The sequence below is a fragment of the Marinobacter sp. X15-166B genome (assembly GCF_001752365.1).
Taxonomy (GTDB): Bacteria; Pseudomonadota; Gammaproteobacteria; order Pseudomonadales; family Oleiphilaceae; genus Marinobacter.
Genome location: NZ_MEIY01000001.1, coordinates 141279 through 160321 on the forward strand (window position 1 = coordinate 141279; position 19043 = coordinate 160321).

Here is a 19043-nt window from a genome sequence, read left to right on the forward strand (position 1 = left end):
GCTAATCTCACGGCCGCCAGCGATGCACCGCCATGGCCACCCGGCCACCGATCACCTCCACCCCCTCTTCCGCCAGCAACCGGGCCTGCAACTCGAACCGTTCCGAACCCGCTGGAAACGCCAGCTGCCCGGTGGTGCGCAGCACCCGGTGCCAGGGCACTTCATGGCCCCGGGGCAGCCGCCCCAATGCCCGGCCCACAAACCGCGCCTGCCGCCCCAGCCCGGCCATGTCCGCCACCTGACCATAACTGGCCACCTTGCCCGCCGGAATGGCCATCACCACCTGCCAGATGCGCTGTTCGTTGCTGAGTTCCATTACGCCCCCAGTTGCCATAGGTCACCTGCCCTCTCCCATGCGATTTACTTCCCTCGCCCCTGCCAGGAGAGGGTTAGGTGGTCCGACGTATCGAGGAGGGAGTGAAGACCTGCAGCACTACCTCAGGCATTCGGATTTGCTCTCCCCCCACCCGATACGTCGGACCGCCCCAACCCCTCCCCCGCCAGGGGCGAGGGGCTAATGAACCGCCTCAGGCTTCCGGTGTTTATTCCCTCGCCCCTCGCGGGAGGGGGGCACGGTGGAGCGCCCCGCGCACGGTAGCAGTTATCCCCTCTCCCCTCGCGGGAGAGGGCCAGGGAGAGGGGGTTAAAGACGCTGGAAACAGCGGCCTCAAAGGCCAGCCCCATCAGTCAGCAACCAGCCGGTCTTCAGCCAGCCGATCCATCCGCTCACCCCGGCGCAGGATATACATGGCCAGCACGATCGCCGGTACCCCCATAATGGCCGACACCACAAAGAAGCCGCCGTAGCCGAACCCGGCCACCACCACGCCGGAGAATCCGCCAATGAACTTACCCGGCAGGGTCATCAGCGAGCTGAACAGGGCGTACTGGGTGGCGGTGAACGCGCTGCTGGTCAGACTGGACAGCCAGGCGATCAGCGCCACGTTGGCGATACCGCCACTGAGGTTGTCGGCACTGACCACCACCCCGAGCCAGACAATGTCCGGCGGCTGCTGGGCGATGACCACAAACAACAGGTTGGTGGCCGCGGTCATCACCGCCCCCAGCACCAGGATGGGACGCACCCCGTGGCGCACCACCAGCAGCCCGCCCACCAAAGACCCCAGGATGGTCATGAAAAAACCAAAAATCTTGGTGACGTTGGCGACTTCCGTTTTCGAGAAGCCCATGAAGTTCAGGTAGAAGGGGTTGGCCATCACCCCCATGGCGATGTCACTGATGCGGTACACCGCCACCAGCACCAGTATCAGCAGCGCCAGCTCCCGATAGCGACGGAAAAAATCCACAAAGGGGCCGGCCACCGCCGCGGAAAACCAGCCCGCCAGACGCGCCAGCCGCGGGTTCATATGGGTGCGTTTCAGGGTTTCCTGTTCCACCCGTGCGGCAATGTCGTCCGCCGCACTGAAATGATTCACCGCCGGTTCCCGCACCAGCAACACCGTTACCACACCCACGCCGACCAACAGGGCCATGACTTCATAGGACACCTGCCAGGACCAGAACTCGGCCAGATAGAGCGCCCCGGCGCCCGCCACCAGCAACGCCAGCCGGTAACCGAAGATGTAGGTCGCGGCGAGTGCCGCCTGCAGGCGGGAGTCGGCAATTTCAATGCGGTAGGCATCGATGGCGACGTCCTGGGTGGCGGACGAAAACGCCACCAGCAGACCGCACCACACCATCAGCCCCGGGGCTGCGGCGGCATCCACCTGCGCCATCAGATACAACCCCAGGGCCACCCCGGCCTGCGCCAGCAGGATCCAGCTGCGGCGTTTGCCGAACCAGTGGTCCAGCAGCGGCAGTTTCAGCCGGTCGACCACCGGGGCCCAAAACACCTTGATGGAATAGGTAATGCCCAGCCAGCTGAAAAAGCCGATGGTCGCGGTCTGCACCCCCACATCGGCCAGCCGGGCGTTCAGGGTGGAAAACACCAACAGGTACGGCAGGCCGGCCGAGAACCCGAGGAACAGCAAGGCGATCACCTGCCAGCGGGTGAACACGTACAGCGCCTCGGTGAGCGTCGAAATACGGGGTTTGGAAAGGATAGCGACAGCTCCTGTGTTTTTAGAAAGCGCCCGCAGGCGAATCAGTCGCGGAAGTTATTGAACTGCAGGGGCAGATCCAGGTCAGCCTCTCGCAGCATCGCGATCACGGTTTGCAGGTCGTCCCGCTTCTTGCCGGTGATCCGCACCTTGTCGCCCTGAATGCTGGCCTGCACCTTGAGCTTGGCATCCTTGATCATCTTGACGATCTTGCGGGCCTGATCGGTCTCAATACCCTGCACCAGCGTCAGATGCTGTTTCACCAGCTTGCCGGCTTTGCTGTCGCCGTCTTCGGCAATGGCGCGGCTGTCAATTTTGCGCTTCTCAAACGCCATGCGCAGCATGTCCCGCAGCTGCTCCAGCTGGAACTCCTGTTCCGCGCTGATGGTGATGCCTTTGTCATCCAGCTCGATATTGGCGTCGACGTTCTTGAAGTCCCAGCGGTTGCCCAGATCACGCTTGGCCTGATCCACCGCATTGGTCACTTCGTGCATGTCAATTTCGGAAACAATGTCAAAAGACGGCATATTTACTCTCCTGAAATGCGGCCAATGTCACGAACGGGGAACTTTGCCGTCGCCAACACCGCGTTAATTACATTAAGTCACACCGGCGGCGCCCGAAAACACTATAATGCCCGGTTTAAAGCGTCTGCCAAATGGGGTCCGGCTTCACGGTGGCGAAGCATAGCAAGACCCATTCGGCACCGCATCTGACATTATACTGGTGAGCACCCTCGTTAATGGCAAACCCCGATCTTCCCATTCTGGTAGTGGACGATACCAAATTCAGCAGCATGGTGGTCAGTCGCGCGCTGGAGAGCGCCGGCTACCGGGACGTGCGCGTGGCCAATGACGCCCAGGCCGCGATCGCCGAGATCCAGCGGCGCGCGGTCAGCGTGCTGATTGCCGACTGGCTGATGCCGGAAATGGACGGCCTGCAACTGACCGCACAGGTTCGCCGCCTCGACCAGCGGAGCAATCATTACACGTACATCATCATGCTGACCGGCCGGGAGGGCATGGCCGCCCTGGCGGAAGCCTTCGACCGGGGTGTGGACGATTTCATCTACAAGTCTGACATGAGCAAGCAGCTCATCCCCCGCATTTACGCCGCCGACCGCCTGGTCGCGCAACAGAATTTGCTGCTGCGCGCCAACACCCAGCTGCAGGAAAGCAACCGCAAGCTGGAGGCCGCCAACATCGTGGACGCGGAAACCGGCCTGTACAACCGCCATTACGCCCGCCAGCGTCTGGCCAAGTGCCTGCGCCAAGCCGAGTTCCGTGGCGGCGCAGCGGCCTACCTGCTGTGCGGCATCCGCGACTGGCGCAGCCTGAGCCAGCAACACAGCCCGGCCATCATGGCGGAACTCGCCGCCAACATTGCCACCCGCCTGAGCCAGCTGATCCGCCCCCTGGATGCCGCCTGCCGGGTGAGTGACAACGTGTACGCGCTGATCGCCTACTTCAGCAACGGCGAACAATGCACCGCCAACACCTTCCGACGGGTGTACGACGGCATCAATCACAAGGCCTTTAAAACCAGTTCAGGCTACATTTCGGTGGAAGCCAGCATGTCACTGTGCATCGCCGACTCCGAACTGTTCACCCCGACCCCGGAGAGTGTAAAAGCCGCAGCGACCAAGGGCCTGAAAGCGGCCTACGACACCCGCCGGTTCACCGAAATCGCCCCCGAGCCGCCCGCCAGCGCCCCGGTCAGGGCCGCATCCGGCGGCTAACCCGGCGCGTTTCTACATTTGGTAACACAGCGACACCGTTTGCACACAGACCCGCACCGGACCACGGGCGTAGCATGGCGGTGTGGATTTAAGCAGTATCACCCATGACGCAGGAGTTTCGTGGTCCCTGCGCGCAGTATGGGGGATTTTTATCCACGCCCAGAATCAAAGAAGCCAGCTGATCAGCTGGCTTTTTTTGTGCGTGATTTATGCTCCCCCTCTCCGATACGTCGGACCGCCCACCCCCTCTCCCGCCAGGGGCGAGGGGCCAGAGCACCACATCAGGCTTTGGGGGACTACTTCCCCCCTCTCCCCGACCCTCTCCCACCAGGGGAGAGGGAGTAAACACCCGGTGCCTGAGACAATGCATTAGCCCCCCCTTGACGGGATAGAGAGTCAATACTCCGTGCCTGAGGCAATCCATTAGCCCCCCCATGACGGGATAGAGAGTCAACACTCCGTGCCTGAGGCAATGCATTAGCCCCCCTTGACGGGATAGAGAGTCAACACTCCGCGCCTGAGGCAATCCATTAGCCCCCCTGACGGGATAGAGAGTCAACACTCCGTGCCTGAGGCAGTGCATTAGCCCCTCGCCCCTGGTGGGGGAGGGGTTGGGGGAGTGGGGGAAAAGAGGTAAGCCGCGCTTACAACTTCCTGCCTTTACTGGCGGCAATGCGCAAGCGCAGTGCGTTCAGCTTGATGAAGCCTTCCGCGTCTTTCTGGTCGTAGGCGCCTTCGTCTTCTTCGAAGGTGGCGATCTTCTCGTCGAACAACGAGTCGTCCGACTTGCGCCCGACCACGTCCACGTTGCCCTTGTACAGTTTCAGCCGCACCACACCGTTGACGTAGGTCTGGGTCTGGTCGATCAGCGCCTGCAGGGCTTCACGCTCCGGTGACCACCAGTAACCGTTGTAGATCACCTCCGCGTAACGGGGCATCAGGCTGTCTTTCAGGTGGGCCACTTCGCGGTCCAGAGTGATGGACTCAATCGCACGGTGGGCGCGCAGCATGATAGTGCCGCCCGGGGTTTCGTAGCAGCCCCGGGACTTCATGCCCACGTAGCGGTTCTCGACAATATCCAGACGCCCGATGCCGTTGGCGCCGGCCACCTTGTTCAGGTGCTCCAGCACCTCGTGGGCTTTCATCGGCTGGCCGTCGATGGCCACCACGTCGCCCTGCTCGTAGGTCAGTTCAATATAGGTCGGCGTGTCCGGGGCCTTCTCCGGCGACACACTCCAGCGCCACATGTCTTCTTCGGCTTCCGCCCAGGGGTCTTCCAGGTTCATGCCTTCGTAGGAGATGTGCAGCAGGTTGGCGTCCATCGAGTAAGGGGACTTGCCCTTCTTCATTTCCACCTCGATGTTGCGCTCGGCGCAGTAGGCCAGCAGCTTTTCGCGGGAGTTCAGATCCCACTCGCGCCAGGGGGCAATCACGTGCACACCGGGTTTGAGGGCGTAGGCGCCCAGCTCGAAGCGCACCTGATCGTTGCCTTTACCGGTGGCACCGTGGGAAATCGCATCGGCGCCGGTTTCGTTGGCAATTTCCACCAAGCGCTTGGCAATCAGCGGCCGCGCAATGGAGGTTCCCAGCAGGTACTCGCCTTCGTACACGGTGTTGGCGCGGAACATCGGGAACACGTAATCGCGCACAAACTCTTCGCGCAGGTCTTCAATGTAGATTTCCTTCACACCCAGGGCTTCGGCTTTGGCGCGGGCGGGCTCCACTTCTTCGCCCTGTCCGATATCGGCGGTAAAGGTGACCACCTCACAGTTGTAGGTATCCTGCAACCACCGCACGATCACCGAGGTGTCCAGGCCCCCGGAATAGGCTAAAACCACCTTTTTAATATCAGACATACCCTTGCTCCAGACTGAACGGATTCAGAAACCCCACAGGCAACCCCGCGGCGGTTCCGCAAATTAAATGAAAGGCCGCCATTGTACGGCAGTCCAGGGCGCGGGGCCAGACAGCAAGACCACTTAGCCCCGTCAAAATGCGCTAGGGCAAGGCAAAGGTTTGCTGCAGCTCGCCGGATTCATGCAGGCGGCGCAGGGCCTCGCGGAGGTGGGGCAAGTCGCCCAGCAGGGCTGAGTTTTTGGACATGTACAAGGACGCCGGTAACCGGTCCGCCGCCACCCCCACGCTGAACAGGGCGTCGTCCAGCCCCATGGCCGCCAGGGTGTAACGGAACACATGCTCGCTGGCAATCACCGCGTCTATGCGCTGCAACCTGAGCATTTCGATGGCCTGGCGCAGGTCCTGCACCGCCACCTTGTGGATCAGCTCCGCCTGCTCGAACGCCTCGCCGTAGTAGGTGCCGCGGATGTACCCCACCGACAGGCCGGCGGCCCGCTGGTCCAGGGCCTCCGGCACCGGCTCCCCGGCGCGCACCGCCAGCAGCACGCGGGTACTGGCCACCGAAGCCACCCTTACACTGCCCTCGGCGACGTGCGGGCTGTCGTAGAACACCGCCAGATCGGCCGCGCCCGAGCCCATTTCCTTCAACGCCCGCCGGTGGGGCCGCAACCGCATCTGAAAGGGCACCTCGGCGGCGGCCGACAAGCGTTCGAAAAACAACGGCAGGATACCCACCGGCTCCCCCTGCGAGCCTTCGTAGGCCCAGGGCCAGACTTCGGGGATGGCCACCTCGGCCACCGGCGGTGACTCGGCGGCCACTCCGGGCAGCCCCCACATCAGCCCCACACAGAGACTGAGCCACACCACAATGTTCTTCAGAGCAACCTCCGTGTCACTGATACGTGGGGCTTACACGGCCGCGGGTGATTGCACCACCTCCTCGCGAATGCCGTCCCAGCCCTCTTTGACCTGCCGCAGCAGCTCGGCCACTTCATCGAGTTTGGCCACGTCATTCCTGGCGTTGGCCTCAAACAAGCTGCGTTCCATGTAATCGTACAGGCCTTCCAGCTGCGCGGCCAGCTCGCCGCCTTTTTCAAAATCCAGAAAACTGCGCAGGCCGCCAATAATCTCCAGCGCCTTGGTGATCAACTGCCCCTTGCCCTCGTAATCCTGGGCGCTCATGCGCGCCTTGGCCATGTTGATCCGCTCCAGCGCGCCGTTGTACAGCAGCTGGATCAGCCGGTGCGGGTCCGCATCGGTGATGCTGGTTTGGGTATTGACCTGCTGGTACGCTCGTAAGCCTCTCATGGTAAACCTCTTCACTTTCTGTTGTTTTGTGGCGCCAGCGCTTCGAGCTGCTGGGTGACGTAATCGCGGGTGCTGTTGAGCCGGGCGATCAGCGAGTCGGCGGTGCTGAACTGGGCCACCAGGCGCGCCTGGTAGCTTTCAATCCGCAAATCCAGTTTGACGCGGTCTGCCTGCACTTTCTCCAGGTCGCGGTTCAGGGATTCCGTGCGCGAACTCAGCGCCCCCTCAGCACCTAGAATACGGGTAATGGCATCCACCGCCCGCTCACTCACACCTTCGATGAAATTAACCGCGCCGCGGCTACCCGCCTCACCACCGGTAATACGCACCTGCAAACCAGCCGCACTGTTGTTGGCGTCGTTCGCCAGATACAGCACCTGGCCATCGCCCTGCGCCGCCACACCGTTAATCGTGCCCTGCACATCCACACCGGCATCGCCAGTCTCCGTATGCAGCCCAGTCACATTGGCAAGATCTGTCAGACTCACCTTGGAATCACTGCCAAAACGGTTGGATGTAAAGGTCAGCCCCTCCGCCGCGTCGTAAGCCACCTGTACCGAGCGGTCAGCCGCATTCAGCGCCTGATTGCTCGCCAGCGTTTCCTGAATCGCTGCAGCAAAATCGGCGCCTGAATAGTCGCCTGCGGCAATGGATACGGTCACGGTGGTTTCACCATCGACCTTAAACGTGAAGCTGTTATCCGCCTGAACCTTGATGGCGTCCGCCGTGTCAGGAACCGCATAATTCAGACTGCCCCGCGTAGCCATCCGGGTAACATTGATATCGTAACCACCCGGCACCGTATTCGACCCGCTACGCACAAATTCCACCTGGGAATCCGTGGTGCGGCCCTGCTCTGCGAACAAGGCGGTCACATCGTCCGGATTGTCCCGCAACTGTTGCTGAAATTTCTGGCTGTCGAATTGCAGCTCACCGGTGCGGAAGTCAGACCCGATGCCCACATCCGCCAAACTGCGCACACTGGCATTTTCCAGCCCCGGAATAACACTCGTCAGCACACTTCGCAGCTGGTTCTGGATATTACGAACCGTCGAATCACCGGTCAGAATACTGCCCTGCCCGGTTTCGCTGTTGAACGTCGACAGCTCCCGGATGGTGCCCTGCAGTTCGTTGAACTTGTCCACGAACGCCTGCACCCGCTCGGCGACCTTGGCGGTATCCTGCTCGACCTTAATGGTCGACTTACCGATATCGGTCAGATTGAAGGTGAGCCCGTCCACCACGTTTTCAATGGAATTCGTGGAACGGGTAACCAGCACACCGTTGATCTTCATCTGCGCATCAGCAGCGTCTATGGTTTGCTCCATGGCCGGGTTAGCCAAGGGGTCTGCCGGATCAAAGGCGAACCCTGCCAACCCCTCAGCACCGGCCTCTTCGGTGGCGGTGATTTTTACCGCATTGGCCGTGCCGGTTTCATCGGCGGAAAGGGTCAGCCGGAACCCGCTGCCGGTGTCAATGACGCCGGCCGTCACCCCCCCATCGGCCTCGTTAATGGCAGTCGCCAGGCCCTGCAAGGTGTCGTTACTGGTATCGATGGTGATTTCGGTGGTTTTGTCGCCCACCTGCAGGGTAAGGGTACCCCGGCCCACACTGGTCGCATCCCGGTCGGCAAAGGTCTCGGTACTGGCCAGCGCCTGCGCTTCCGCAAGGCCGACCACATCCACACTGTAGGAGCCCCGGGCCGCTTTCCCGGCATCCACCGAGACGTCCACATTACTCCCGGATGAGGTGGCCGAAAACGACTTCATCGCATCGGCCGAACCCAACTGCCGCATCGGCAACCGCAACTCCGTCACCGCGCTGCGCAGCATGCCATAGGCCGAAATCAGCGCCTCGGCGCGCTCTGCCCGCTGATCCAGCCGATTCTCAGAGGGCTTGCGCTCGGCCGCCACCAACTGATCCACCAGATCAGAGGTAAGCACTCCAGACCCCATACCCAACGATGAAATAGTCGCCATAACCCTGCATCCTCATGGGAGCGAATGTCTTTACTGTCCAGTTTATCGGCCACCAGCGGCAAAACTTTGCCTCTATCCCGATTAATTATTTTACAACCCACCCCCTCCCGATGCGTCGGACCGCCCCAACCCCTCTCCCGCCAGGGGAGAGGGGCTAAAGCAGGGCAGCTGCACCACCTCAGGCAGTGGTTGTTTGCTCCCCTCGCCCCTGGCGGGAGAGGGGTCGGGGGAGAGGGGGATAAGGACCAACTCCCAAGCCTCAACCCCCAAAACCCAAAACACCGCCAACTCCCATCAAGAAGCGGCGGTGCTGAAAGTCTCTTGCCCACATCAAAGCAAAAGCGGCAATTCTTTACACTTTAATATTGAACAACGTCAGCGGTTCATCCTGCTGCAAGTTCTCTGCCAACCTCACAGCCACCTCATCGGGAATCTGCCGAATCACCTGTTGAGTCTGTTGGTCCACCACCCGGACAATGGTTTGCCCGCGTTCGTGGTCCACCTCAAACTGCAAATCCCGCTGCACATTTTGAACATAATCGTTCAGTTGCGATACGGCCGAACCCAACTCTTCCCTCTGGGTTTCATTGCGCGCTTGCAGTTGCTCGCCCTTGGAGGGCTCTTGGGGCTGGGAAACAACAAGGGAAGAAGCAGGTTTGTCTGCAGATGTGCTTGAACCATCAGAAACCACTTCGGCTTTGCCTTTCGATGACGACATCGCCCCGGCCCTGGCCGTGTCACCGGCACCAACCAGCCTCAACCCCGATCCGTTCAGGTTAACGTCATTCATAGCCTTACCTCGCTACCAGAAAACGGCACCAAACCGGAGCCCGAAGGCTCCGGTTGTTAACCGTTAATCCCTTACTGCAGGAGAGACAACACTTGCTGCGGACGGGCGTTCGCCTGTGCCAGAACCGAGATGCCGGCCTGCTGCAGCACCTGGGATTTGGCCAGGTTGGCCGTTTCTGCCGCGAAGTCAGCGTCCAGGATACGGCTGTTGGAGGCGCTGAGGTTTTCTACCGATGTACCCAGGTTAGCAATGGTGGACTCGAAGCGGTTTTGGATGGCACCGAGGGTTCCGCGGACGGAGTTTACCGAATCCAGAGCGGCATCTACTCTCAATATAGCCTCATTAGCCCCAGCGACCGTGCTGATATCAACCTGGTCCATCCCCTCCTGCTTGTTGACCGAAATGGAATCAGATCCAGTACCTGTAAAGCCTAGGGTTTCATCCAATGTATCCGTCGAAGAGATAAAACTAATATCTTCTGACGCAGAATACTTGACGCTGCCATAAAGCGTTGCGTCCGCCGTACCACCAACCGTAGCGCTGTCTCCATCAACCAAACCTTCAGTCGCTGCAAGGTCAGCAAAAGCATCCGTCGTCGTATTTTGAGTTTGCTGACGAACAACCATCGACCGGCCGTCGGAAGTATTCAGTTCAATCCCATAACTACCAGCGGATCCCGTGAGATTCGCGCTCACACCCGTCACACCAGACTTGCTGTTAATCGCCTCCTGCAAAGCCTTCATATTTGCATCGGAGGTCAGTGCAAGACCACCTGCTGAAGCATCGGCTCGAAATACTTCCTGATCATTAATGGTCAAAACATAATCAGAGCCCGCAACTTGGGCAATATCGGCCGAAGTCAGGGTTTGGGTATTGCTGGCCGAGGCCGTTAGTCCCTCAACACCAGATGCGTTTACCGCTGCCGCAATTTGTGCCGCACTTTCCGCTTCATAACCAACAATATTGTTACCGCTGGCATCTTTCCGAATTTCTGAGTTCTGAATCTCAGTAAACGCGTTGTTTCCTACGGAGATGGCAACTTTGTTCGAATCATCAATCGCCGCAGTCCCACCAACCGTCTCCTCAGCGCTGGCGATGGCGCCAATCTGATCAGTCTTGGTGCCCTGCGTCAGATCAATACCAATGGTCTCTCCGGCGTTTGCGCCCACTTGGAAGTTCTGATTTCCAAAGCTACCGTCAAGCACTTTCAAGCCGTTAAATGCAGTTTGATTTGAAATCCGGTCGATCTCTTCCAGTCGCTGCTTAACTTCATCATTCAGAGCTTGGCGGTCAGAGTCACTGTTGGTAGCGTTGGCCGACTGTACCGCCAGCTCACGAATACGCTGCAAGTTATTAGTAATCTCGTTCAATGCCCCTTCAGCAGTCTGTGCCAAAGAAATACCATCGTTCGCATTTCGCTGGGCTACGTTCAAGCCCGTGATCTGCGCTGAAAAGCGAGTCGAAATCGCCAACCCCGCCGCATCGTCTTTCGCCGAGTTGATACGCAATCCAGAAGACAAGCGCTGCAGAGCCTGATCGTTCATACTCTGGGACTTGCTCAGCTGATTCTGAGCAGACAAGGAAGCGACGTTGGTGTTGATACCGAGAGCCATAATACTTCTCCTAAAACTTTTAAGTTCTTCTCTGAAGAGGTCAGGCGTCCGTTCTCAATCAGTGGGGTACGCCGCCCTGCTGTAGTGCTTAACGGCATACTTTCATGTTCCTTTAGCTAACCGGCTGAAAACTTTGTTAAAGAATGTAAAGCGGCAAGGCCATGCCCGTTTCTGCGCCAGATTCCTGCCGCCGCTTACGCACGACAGCCAACAAAAACCCTTACAACTACATATACTTCAACAACTTACAACAGAAAAATCAAACCTGGCACGACCTTCGCTTGGTTACAATTCAAACGGCAATTAAATGAATTATTCGCCGGCGCGGCGTCCTGTGCATCAGGCTCTGAGCTTCCGGCACCTCTGGGTAGGGAGAACGATATGTCTCAGGTCATTAACACCAACATTGCTTCGCTGAATGCTCAGCGTAACCTCAGTGCCTCACAGGGCGATGCCAACGTGGCACTGCAACGGCTGTCTTCAGGCCTGCGCATTAACTCGGCCAAAGACGATGCTGCTGGCCTGGCGATTTCTGAGCGCTTCCAGTCCCAGATCAGCGGCCTCAATATGGCGACTCGAAACGCCAACGATGGCATCTCCCTGGCGCAGACCGCTGAAGGGGCGATGGATGAGATCACCAACAACCTGCAACGGATTCGGGAACTGGCGGTTCAATCGGCTAACGCCACCAACAGTAACTCTGATCGTCAGGCGTTGAACCAGGAAGTGCAGCAGCGGCTTGAAGAAATCAACAGGATTGCGTCGCAGACTTCTTTCAACGGCCTGAAAGTTCTGGATGGGACATTTGCCACGCAGACTTTTCAGGTTGGCGCGAATGCGGGTGAAACCATCGCCGTGAGCGGACTGGACTCTCGTGGGAGTCAATTGGGCGCGACCGTGATTGAAAGTCAGGAGTTTGGTGCCACACCTATCAGTGATTTTGAAGACGGCGAGACGTTGAGCGCGAATATCCCCGCTAATTTCCAAGCATTTGCTGCGCCGGGGCGGTCAATATCTGGCCCGGTGACTATTAACGGCATTGAGCTACTTGATAACTCCTCAGCAGACTACGAAAACCTTGAAGAGGTAGCTGTTGCGCTCAGGACTGCCATTAACGGCCTCAGTGCTCCAGATGATGCTGCCTTAGCCGGAGTTACCGTTATAGTTGAAGGAGCACAACTCAACTTTATCAGTGCTCGCGAGGAGCCGGTGGAAGCCAACATTGCACTCTCCGCAGCGGCTGTGGCCGAGGTCACGGACACACAAACAAATGGCACCCTTGCAGCAGGCGCAACACTTACCTCCCTCGATTTGACTAACTTTAACTTTGCAACTGGCAACCTCAATGGCTCCATTACCATTGATGGACGAAAGATAGTTCCTGACTTTGCGGGTGTGTCCACTCAGGCAGAATTTGAAACGAGTTTAACCAATGCACTATCAGGCACCGGGGTTACCTTTGCCATTTCAGGCACTGACCTTAATTTCACCAACGGTAACTCAAATCCGATCGCCATTACCGCTGAGGTCAGTGACGGCGGTGTGCCGCCGCTCACATTTGGTCAATCCCTTCAGGTTGCTGGCCAAACAGGCCTTACGCTGGTAGATCGCTTTACCAACGGCGATGAGTTTGATTTTCGAATCGACCTTGACGGCGACCAATTTGACATCAAAGGTGCCACATCTCTAAATGATATTGTCAGCCAGGTGAACGCTCGGAGCACAAAAACTGGGATTAGCGCCAATCTGAACGCCACTAACGATGAAATTATTTTCTCCAAAGCGTTTGGGGAAGACTTTGACATCACAATTGAAACCGATTTGGATGGCAACGGTATTTTTGGCGAAGTTAGCGATCTTACAACTTCCATTACTGCAACTGCAAAAGACAACACTCAGTCAGCCAACATTGTCGACATTTCAACCCGTGACGGCGCAGATTTGGCGATGATCACAATCGACTACGCGATCGAATCCATTAACGGCTTCCGCGCCGAACTCGGTGCCGTGCAAAACCGCTTCGAATCCACCATCGCCAACCTGGCCACCACCTCTGAAAACCTGTCGGCCTCCAACAGCCGCATCCGTGACGCGGATTTCGCCGCGGAAACCGCCGAATTGGCCCGCACCCAGGTGCTCCAGTCGGCAGGGCTTTCGGTACTGGCCCAGGCCAATGCCCGGCCGCAGCAGGTGTTGCAGTTGCTGCAGGGTTAATAGCCCAGCACGACAAAGCCCGACTCGGACTCCGAATCGGGCTTTTTTGCATTTAAGCGGGAAAGATTTGCTTGTTCACGGCACTTTGGTGAAGTCAGGCAGCGGTTCTCCGGTTGCTGCCTGTCAGCATGGCTTCGATGCTGAGATGGTAGTCCAGACACGCCCATTCGATACCCGTGCCGTCACAAATAAAACGATACTGGCGAATCTCGGAAATCGACGCCTTCTCAAGCTCCTCATACCAATGAATGGGCGTAGAAATTACGCGCCCATCTTGCAACTCTACGTGCAGATGGCGGTCGTCAACGTGAACGGATTTACCTTTGAAACCAGGCATGCCAACTCTCCAAAAAGTCCGACCGGTGGTCTTTAATAATTGCCAGGCACTGCTTCAATTCTTGGTTTTTGAGCGTGCTGTATTTCACTTCAAGATTTTGCAATTCGATTTTAGCCCATCTCTCACCTTTCAGCACATGTACGTGAGCAGGCAGGTGATCATTCGCATAAAAGAAAAACTTGAATCCGTTCAAACACAACAACGTTGGCACATACAACTCCTTTTGCATAGCAACACCAACTCCACATTATCGAGCCACTACGAATTGTTCAACAGCCCGCTGAACCGCCTCATTCAATCCCAACCCATCTTCCGCAGCTTTCATGGCCAACTTCTGATTAAACTCTCGGCCGGTTCTGATATTGAACGACCCCTTAAAGGGCTTATTTGGGCGAGACTCCCAAGCGCTCACAGTCCGCTAGGTATTCATCCACTGATACTTTGAACTCCGCCTCCAGCCCTCCCAGGCTCTCTGCTACGTAGGTTACCAGGTCATTGATAAACAGCAGCTTTCCGTAAAGAACGCCCCGTTCCAAATCATGCTCGATAGAACCTATCTGCCCTTTGTAATTCATAACATTGCTGCTCATAGTTACCCCCACGCTCTTAGTACTCGCGCCACATCTTTAATCATTAACGGGCCACAGACTTTATCCGAGCCGAGTAGACGGGGACAGGCTGAAGCCTTTCCCCACACGGGGCCAGCTGCGGCGGTGTTTTCGCCCCCTCTCCCCCAACCCCTCTCCCGCAAGGGGCGAGGGGAGAAAACCAGTCGCCTGACATGGTGGATAAAGGGGACAGACTCAAGTCTGTCCCCGAACTGGCAAACTCACACCCTAACAAACACCCCCTCGAACAATGCCGTACGCCGCATCATTTGCTGATCTTCGCTGCGAAACCGGGCGTATTCCGGGTTCAACTCTATCAGCCCCAGTATCCGGCAGAGCCTGATAAGACGGGAGTCCAGCACCCAATTAGCCTGCTGCTCTGCGCTTGCGTAGCTAACCGGGGAAGTCGCGAGGGGTAACTGTGGAAAGGCTTTGAGCATATCACCAAGATAATCCGCTACCGGCCGCCAGCGGTCACCTTTTTCGGCGAGCAGCCAGAACAAAAACGGGCCGATGTATTGCACCTTCTCCAGGCCTTCGTAGCGATCCATCCAGCCCCAGTTGACCTGTGAAAGCGCCGCCGACGTCTTCAGGCGGGCACTGACGCACCGCTTTTATGCAGCGCGGCAGCGGCCCCGCCTGACCCGCGGCTCCGGTGCTTTTCAGGGTGGGCCTATGGTGTTCTTTACGAGCAAATGTAACAGAGACAGCTTCCGCTTGGGACATCCATGATTGACCGGATCTTGGCACGCATTCAAGTCAATGGCATTATATGCCAATCATCAACTCGGAGGCCTTGGCATGGCAACAAGAAATATTGTATTAACCGATCACCAGGAGCAGCTGGTGGGCGCTCTTGTTAAAGCTGGCCGCTATCAGAACGCCAGCGAGGTGCTTCGGGAAGGCCTTCGCCTGGTCGAAGAAAAGGAGCTGCAGCACCAGCAAAAGCTTCTGACTTTACGAGCTGCCGTGACTGAAGGCCTGCGGGACGCAGAGGAGGGCCGCACGATCAGTCTTGGCGTTGGCGAGGAAGTTACCGACTACCTCTCCCGCAGGGCTTCTGCACTCAACAAATAGGACTAAATGTTATGCCCCCACTATGGACGGTGGAGTTTTCGCAAAGGGCTGCGGCTGATTTTGACGATATTATTCTTCATACCCCTAAACATTTCGGGCAGCACCAGGCCCAACGCTACAGTCAATTAATCGGCAATAGTATTCGGGAACTGTCTGAATCCGGCCCACTTCATCCTTTGGCGAAAAACCGCTCAGAATTAATCGCTGGCATTCACAGCCTGCTGATTGAAAGAAAAGGGTTGAAAGCCAAGCATATTCTTTTCTTCAACACAGATACCGAGCAGCAGATAAGAAAAATTGTGATCTTGCGCATCCTGCATGTGTCTATGGATTTTGGTGAACACCTGTAATCTGGCACGCCTTTCGCACCATTCAATACAAACCACCAATAACTGCAGGCCATTGCCGCTTTTTTCAGCGCAGCGGCAGATTGATGAGGTATCCCATGCAAGCCATACATCACATCCAGCAATCCCAGAGCCAACAGGCAGAGGCTGCCCGCCTGCTGCTGGAGGCCAACGAAGCCTATCGCGAATCCAACCGCCCTGCTGCGACTTATCAGCAGCGCGTGCAGGCGCGCACGGAATGTCAGCGTCTGCTGCTGGAGGCCTTGGCACTGGCACCCCGCGAGCCCGCGGCATTGGGCCTGCTGGGCCGGGTGGCCCTGGATGAAGGCCGGCTGGACGACGCCAAGAAGCTGTTTTTACACAGCCTGAACATCAACGACCAACAGCCGCAGCAATACTGCAACCTGGGCTATTGGGCGCTGGCGACGGAGCGGCCGGTGTTGGCGGAGCAGTATTTTCTGGAGGCGCTGGAGCTGGACCGGCAATCCGCCGCCGCTTTTTGCGGGGTGGCCCACGCCAAGCGGTCGCAGGGGCAGTTTGATGTGGCGTTTTTGCACTACCGCAAGCTGCTGCAACTCGGCTTGAGCTGGCCATCTATTTACAGCGGCATGCTGACCTGCGCCGAACACCTGAATGTGGATAAGGCCGATGAGCAGCTGGCGCAAGATGCCATCGCCCTGCTCAAGCGCGACGAACTGCCCCATCAGCAGATTGGTCGCTTTGTGGCGTCAATAATTCGTCAGCAGTACGATCTGGATAACCCGGAGGCGCAAATCCTGCTGGAGCAGGCCGCCGGCGATGAGCTGCTGATTCTGGCGCTGGAAAACACCCTGATGCCCGACCCGGCCGTTGAGCAACTGGTGGTGCAATTGCGGCGGGCGGTTACCGCCGACGTGGCATTAACGGCCGAACTCCGTGAGGAGCTGCAAGCACTCACTATCGCCCTCGCCCGCTACGCCGACCGCACCGGCTATGTGCTGGCCACCGAATTCGATGAAGACACGCTGGTCAACACCCTCAACGACAGCATTGCGGCCCAACTGGTGATGGGGGACGCACCGGAGCACATGGTCGCCTCCGTGATGGTCAGTTGCCTGTACGGGGCGCTGTTTCATCAACCGTTTGCGGCGCAACTGGGGCGCTGGAATCTGGTGGACTGGCCGGCTGCCGTGCAACCGCTGCTCGCGGACAGCTACTACCACCGCGCCAGCGAAGAAGCGGTCAAACAAAGCTTTGCGGAAAAAGCCGCCGAGCTCAGCCTGGACAAGGTCGATGTTCCGCAAGCCTGGCCCAGCTGGTCGCAACTGGCCTATCAAACCGCTACCAGCCTGAAAGCCATCATCGCGGGCGAGCTGGGTTTGGTGACCGAGCAGCTGCCGGACACCCTGCGCATCATGGTGTGCGGTGCCGAATCCGGCCAGCGGGCACTGGAACTGGCCCGCTATCTGGACGACGTGGAAGTACTGGCGGTGGACGAATCCCTGGCCAACATTGCCCGCGCCACCCGCCGTGCAGAGGAGTTGGGACTGGACAACATCGTGTTCTGGCCCTGGTCCCTGGCGCAACAATTCATTGCCGATGGCAACACCGTGCAGTGGATCGAAGTGGGCCGGCTGCCCTCCGCCCGCATGACCGAAACCTCACTGGCGGCGCTGGTGAACGCGGCCTCCCATCAAGGCTCGGTGGTGCATCTGCACACCGCCATGGAGGAACAGACTCAGGGTGATCAGCAGATTCACCGCCTGATCAACGAGCACAACCTGCAGCCCACCCGCACCAACGTGCGCCGTCTGCGCCGCATGGCCCTGAACAACCCCAAGGATCCAATGTGGGTGGATTTGCTGGCCGAGCCGGGCTTTTACGGCCTCGGCGGCTGCCAGGACCGCTGGTTCCGCCCCCAGGACAGCGCCCAGCTGCACGACCTGATGGCGCTGATGGGTAACGAAGTCGACTGGAAACTGCAAAAAGCCCGCGACAGCGACGGCCAGACCCTGGCCACCGGGCCGGTACAAAAACAGCTGCAGGCGCAGGCCCATGGGGATCAGGTGCAGAGTTTGCTGGGGCAAGGGTTGAGTGTTTATTTTGTGAAGCGGCGGTAAAGACTCCCCCTCTCCCCGCCCTCTCCCGCGGGGGGAGAGGGAGTAAACGCTCCATGCCTGACAAGCCCCTCTCCCGTCAGGGGCGAGGGGCTGCACTGCACTGCAATGTTCCAGGCTTTGGGTGTGTACCCCCGCACCCCCGGCGAGACACATCCATACCTCTCAACCGCAGTGGGGCTACTGCACCACCCCAGGTACCGAATGTGTACCCCCTCTCCCCTTCGCGGGAGAGGGGCCGGGGGAGAGGGGGATGATTGCAAGCTCATGGTGTATCCTCCTGTTAATCGTGAATCGAGACTAACTCTTTGTGATCTCATCAAATTAACAGGTAACAACAAAAATCATGAGCCAAATCCAGCAACGAATCGAAGCCAGCTTTCACGCCCAGAGCCTGATGGCAACATTGGGAGCCCGGTTAATTTCGGTCCTGGACGGGGAAGTCCAGATCGAGCTGCCGTTTTCCGAGACGCTGCTCCAGCAGCAGGGCTACCTGCACGCCGGCGTTATCACCAGCATTGTGGATAATGCCTGTGGCTACGCCGCACTGACCAAAATGCCGGCCGGCGATGAGGTAGTCACCGCTGAATTCAAAACCAATTTTGTCCGGCCCGCCCTTGGCGAACGCTTTGTCGCCACCGGCAAGGTGGAAACCGCGGGCCGGATGCTGACCGTATGCCGGGGCGAGGTGGTGGCCTTTACCGGAGAAACCAGCAAGGTCATTGCGCTGATGCAGGCGACGATGGTTAATGTGAAAGTCTGAGGCTGCCCGGATAGCTGGGGGCGGCTCTTTCCCCTCCCGATACGTCGGACCGCCCACCCCCTCTCCCGCCGGGGGCGAGGGGCTAGTGCACTGCCTCGGGCTTTTGGGATTTACTCTCCCCCACTCCCCAACCCCTCCCCCACCAGGGGCGAGGGGCTAGTACGCTGCCTCGGACTTTTTGAGATTTACTCTCGCCCACTCCCCAACCCCTCTCCCGCCAGGGGCGAGGGGCTAGTGCACTGCCTCGGGCTTTTTG

General features: G+C 58.5%; 20 protein-coding genes. 6 read left to right on the plus strand and 14 right to left on the minus strand.

The window, feature by feature from the left end; translation table 11 throughout:
* Positions 1-7: 7 nt before the first annotated feature.
* The 3 genes from BG841_RS00685 to BG841_RS00695 all read right to left on the minus strand — a co-directional run bounded on the left by BG841_RS00685 (position 8) and on the right by BG841_RS00695 (position 2587).
* Positions 8-316: an MGMT family protein gene (locus BG841_RS00685; protein ID WP_141737038.1), complete on the minus strand. Its 309-nt coding sequence runs from the start codon at positions 314-316 to the stop codon at positions 8-10.
* 367 nt (positions 317-683) lie between these two features.
* A complete protein-coding gene (locus BG841_RS00690) occupies positions 684-2018 on the minus strand; it encodes an AmpG family muropeptide MFS transporter (RefSeq protein ID WP_416202608.1) in 1335 nt (444 codons plus the stop codon).
* Positions 2019-2104: 86 nt separating this feature from the next.
* The gene (locus BG841_RS00695) at positions 2105-2587 is read right to left on the minus strand and encodes a YajQ family cyclic di-GMP-binding protein (RefSeq protein WP_070055904.1); all 483 of its coding nucleotides are present in this window, start codon (positions 2585-2587) and stop codon (positions 2105-2107) included.
* Positions 2588-2802: 215 nt separating this feature from the next.
* Between BG841_RS00695 and BG841_RS00700 the strand changes: the two genes are divergently transcribed.
* Positions 2803-3798 carry a response regulator gene (locus BG841_RS00700; protein ID WP_070055905.1) on the plus strand — a complete coding sequence of 332 codons (996 nt, stop codon included), beginning with the start codon at positions 2803-2805 and terminating at the stop codon, positions 3796-3798.
* Between the two features lie 644 nt (positions 3799-4442).
* On the opposite strand, the gene BG841_RS00705 is transcribed toward BG841_RS00700, so the two are convergent.
* The 6 genes from BG841_RS00705 to BG841_RS00730 all read right to left on the minus strand — a co-directional run bounded on the left by BG841_RS00705 (position 4443) and on the right by BG841_RS00730 (position 11345).
* On the minus strand, positions 4443-5654 hold the full coding sequence (locus BG841_RS00705) for an argininosuccinate synthase (protein ID WP_070055906.1): 1212 nt from the start codon (positions 5652-5654) through the stop codon (positions 4443-4445).
* A gap of 142 nt (positions 5655-5796) precedes the next feature.
* Positions 5797-6519 carry a substrate-binding periplasmic protein gene (locus BG841_RS00710; RefSeq protein ID WP_141737039.1) on the minus strand — a complete coding sequence of 241 codons (723 nt, stop codon included), beginning with the start codon at positions 6517-6519 and terminating at the stop codon, positions 5797-5799.
* Positions 6520-6564: 45 nt separating this feature from the next.
* Entirely contained in the window at positions 6565-6963 is a 399-nt protein-coding gene (gene fliS, locus BG841_RS00715) for a flagellar export chaperone FliS (protein WP_070055908.1), read from the minus strand.
* An 11-nt stretch (positions 6964-6974) separates the two neighbouring features.
* The gene (gene fliD / locus BG841_RS00720; protein ID WP_070055909.1) at positions 6975-8942 is read right to left on the minus strand and encodes a flagellar filament capping protein FliD; all 1968 of its coding nucleotides are present in this window, start codon (positions 8940-8942) and stop codon (positions 6975-6977) included.
* A gap of 352 nt (positions 8943-9294) precedes the next feature.
* On the minus strand, positions 9295-9732 hold the full coding sequence (locus BG841_RS00725; RefSeq protein ID WP_070055910.1) for a flagellar protein FlaG: 438 nt from the start codon (positions 9730-9732) through the stop codon (positions 9295-9297).
* 71 nt (positions 9733-9803) lie between these two features.
* Positions 9804-11345, minus strand: a complete 1542-nt coding sequence (locus BG841_RS00730) for a flagellin (protein ID WP_070055911.1) — start codon at positions 11343-11345, stop codon at positions 9804-9806.
* 381 nt (positions 11346-11726) lie between these two features.
* On the opposite strand from BG841_RS00730, the gene BG841_RS17570 reads away from it, so the two are divergent.
* A complete protein-coding gene (locus BG841_RS17570) occupies positions 11727-13559 on the plus strand; it encodes a flagellin (protein WP_070055912.1) in 1833 nt (610 codons plus the stop codon).
* A 94-nt stretch (positions 13560-13653) separates the two neighbouring features.
* Here BG841_RS17570 and BG841_RS16370 read toward each other — a convergent pair whose 3' ends face one another.
* The 5 genes from BG841_RS16370 to BG841_RS00750 all read right to left on the minus strand — a co-directional run bounded on the left by BG841_RS16370 (position 13654) and on the right by BG841_RS00750 (position 15055).
* The gene (locus BG841_RS16370) at positions 13654-13896 is read right to left on the minus strand and encodes a DUF2442 domain-containing protein (RefSeq protein ID WP_074454265.1); all 243 of its coding nucleotides are present in this window, start codon (positions 13894-13896) and stop codon (positions 13654-13656) included.
* Positions 13877-14107 carry a DUF4160 domain-containing protein gene (locus tag BG841_RS00740; RefSeq protein ID WP_070058622.1) on the minus strand — a complete coding sequence of 77 codons (231 nt, stop codon included), beginning with the start codon at positions 14105-14107 and terminating at the stop codon, positions 13877-13879. The genes BG841_RS16370 and BG841_RS00740 overlap by 20 nt, the downstream gene beginning before the upstream one ends.
* 36 nt (positions 14108-14143) lie before the next feature.
* Positions 14144-14308 (minus strand): toxin-antitoxin system HicB family antitoxin, encoded by a 165-nt coding sequence (locus BG841_RS17225; protein WP_228141555.1) that lies wholly within the window; start codon positions 14306-14308, stop codon positions 14144-14146.
* A complete protein-coding gene (locus BG841_RS17230; RefSeq protein WP_228141744.1) occupies positions 14280-14486 on the minus strand; it encodes a hypothetical protein in 207 nt (68 codons plus the stop codon). The genes BG841_RS17225 and BG841_RS17230 overlap by 29 nt, the downstream gene beginning before the upstream one ends.
* A 239-nt stretch (positions 14487-14725) precedes the next feature.
* Entirely contained in the window at positions 14726-15055 is a 330-nt protein-coding gene (locus tag BG841_RS00750; RefSeq protein WP_070055913.1) for a hypothetical protein, read from the minus strand.
* A 250-nt stretch (positions 15056-15305) separates the two neighbouring features.
* Here BG841_RS00750 and BG841_RS00755 point away from each other — a divergent pair, with 250 nt between their 5' ends.
* The 4 genes from BG841_RS00755 to BG841_RS00765 all read left to right on the plus strand — a co-directional run bounded on the left by BG841_RS00755 (position 15306) and on the right by BG841_RS00765 (position 18787).
* Positions 15306-15581: a type II toxin-antitoxin system ParD family antitoxin gene (locus tag BG841_RS00755; RefSeq protein ID WP_070058623.1), complete on the plus strand. Its 276-nt coding sequence runs from the start codon at positions 15306-15308 to the stop codon at positions 15579-15581.
* An 11-nt stretch (positions 15582-15592) separates the two neighbouring features.
* A complete protein-coding gene (locus BG841_RS16375; RefSeq protein ID WP_074454267.1) occupies positions 15593-15931 on the plus strand; it encodes a type II toxin-antitoxin system RelE/ParE family toxin in 339 nt (112 codons plus the stop codon).
* Between the two features lie 95 nt (positions 15932-16026).
* Positions 16027-18027 (plus strand): hypothetical protein, encoded by a 2001-nt coding sequence (locus tag BG841_RS00760; RefSeq protein WP_070055914.1) that lies wholly within the window; start codon positions 16027-16029, stop codon positions 18025-18027.
* 343 nt (positions 18028-18370) lie between these two features.
* Positions 18371-18787 (plus strand): PaaI family thioesterase, encoded by a 417-nt coding sequence (locus BG841_RS00765; RefSeq protein ID WP_070055915.1) that lies wholly within the window; start codon positions 18371-18373, stop codon positions 18785-18787.
* Positions 18788-19043 lie beyond the last annotated feature (256 nt).

Bases quoted from the DNA above. Each gene is read 5' to 3' on its own strand.
- BG841_RS00685 (WP_141737038.1), bottom strand. From the start codon at position 316: ATGGAACTCAGCAACGAACAGCGCATCTGGCAGGTGGTGATGGCCATT.
- BG841_RS00695 (WP_070055904.1), bottom strand. From the start codon at position 2,587: ATGCCGTCTTTTGACATTGTTTCCGAAATTGACATGCACGAAGTGACC.
- BG841_RS00700 (WP_070055905.1), top strand. From the start codon at position 2,803: ATGGCAAACCCCGATCTTCCCATTCTGGTAGTGGACGATACCAAATTC.
- BG841_RS00705 (WP_070055906.1), bottom strand. From the start codon at position 5,654: ATGTCTGATATTAAAAAGGTGGTTTTAGCCTATTCCGGGGGCCTGGAC.
- fliS (WP_070055908.1), bottom strand. From the start codon at position 6,963: ATGAGAGGCTTACGAGCGTACCAGCAGGTCAATACCCAAACCAGCATC.
- fliD (WP_070055909.1), bottom strand. From the start codon at position 8,942: ATGGCGACTATTTCATCGTTGGGTATGGGGTCTGGAGTGCTTACCTCT.
- BG841_RS00725 (WP_070055910.1), bottom strand. From the start codon at position 9,732: ATGAATGACGTTAACCTGAACGGATCGGGGTTGAGGCTGGTTGGTGCC.
- BG841_RS00730 (WP_070055911.1), bottom strand. From the start codon at position 11,345: ATGGCTCTCGGTATCAACACCAACGTCGCTTCCTTGTCTGCTCAGAAT.
- BG841_RS17570 (WP_070055912.1), top strand. From the start codon at position 11,727: ATGTCTCAGGTCATTAACACCAACATTGCTTCGCTGAATGCTCAGCGT.
- BG841_RS16370 (WP_074454265.1), bottom strand. From the start codon at position 13,896: ATGCCTGGTTTCAAAGGTAAATCCGTTCACGTTGACGACCGCCATCTG.
- BG841_RS17230 (WP_228141744.1), bottom strand. From the start codon at position 14,486: ATGAGCAGCAATGTTATGAATTACAAAGGGCAGATAGGTTCTATCGAG.
- BG841_RS00750 (WP_070055913.1), bottom strand. From the start codon at position 15,055: ATGGATCGCTACGAAGGCCTGGAGAAGGTGCAATACATCGGCCCGTTT.
- BG841_RS00755 (WP_070058623.1), top strand. From the start codon at position 15,306: ATGGCAACAAGAAATATTGTATTAACCGATCACCAGGAGCAGCTGGTG.
- BG841_RS16375 (WP_074454267.1), top strand. From the start codon at position 15,593: ATGCCCCCACTATGGACGGTGGAGTTTTCGCAAAGGGCTGCGGCTGAT.
- BG841_RS00760 (WP_070055914.1), top strand. From the start codon at position 16,027: ATGCAAGCCATACATCACATCCAGCAATCCCAGAGCCAACAGGCAGAG.
- BG841_RS00765 (WP_070055915.1), top strand. From the start codon at position 18,371: ATGAGCCAAATCCAGCAACGAATCGAAGCCAGCTTTCACGCCCAGAGC.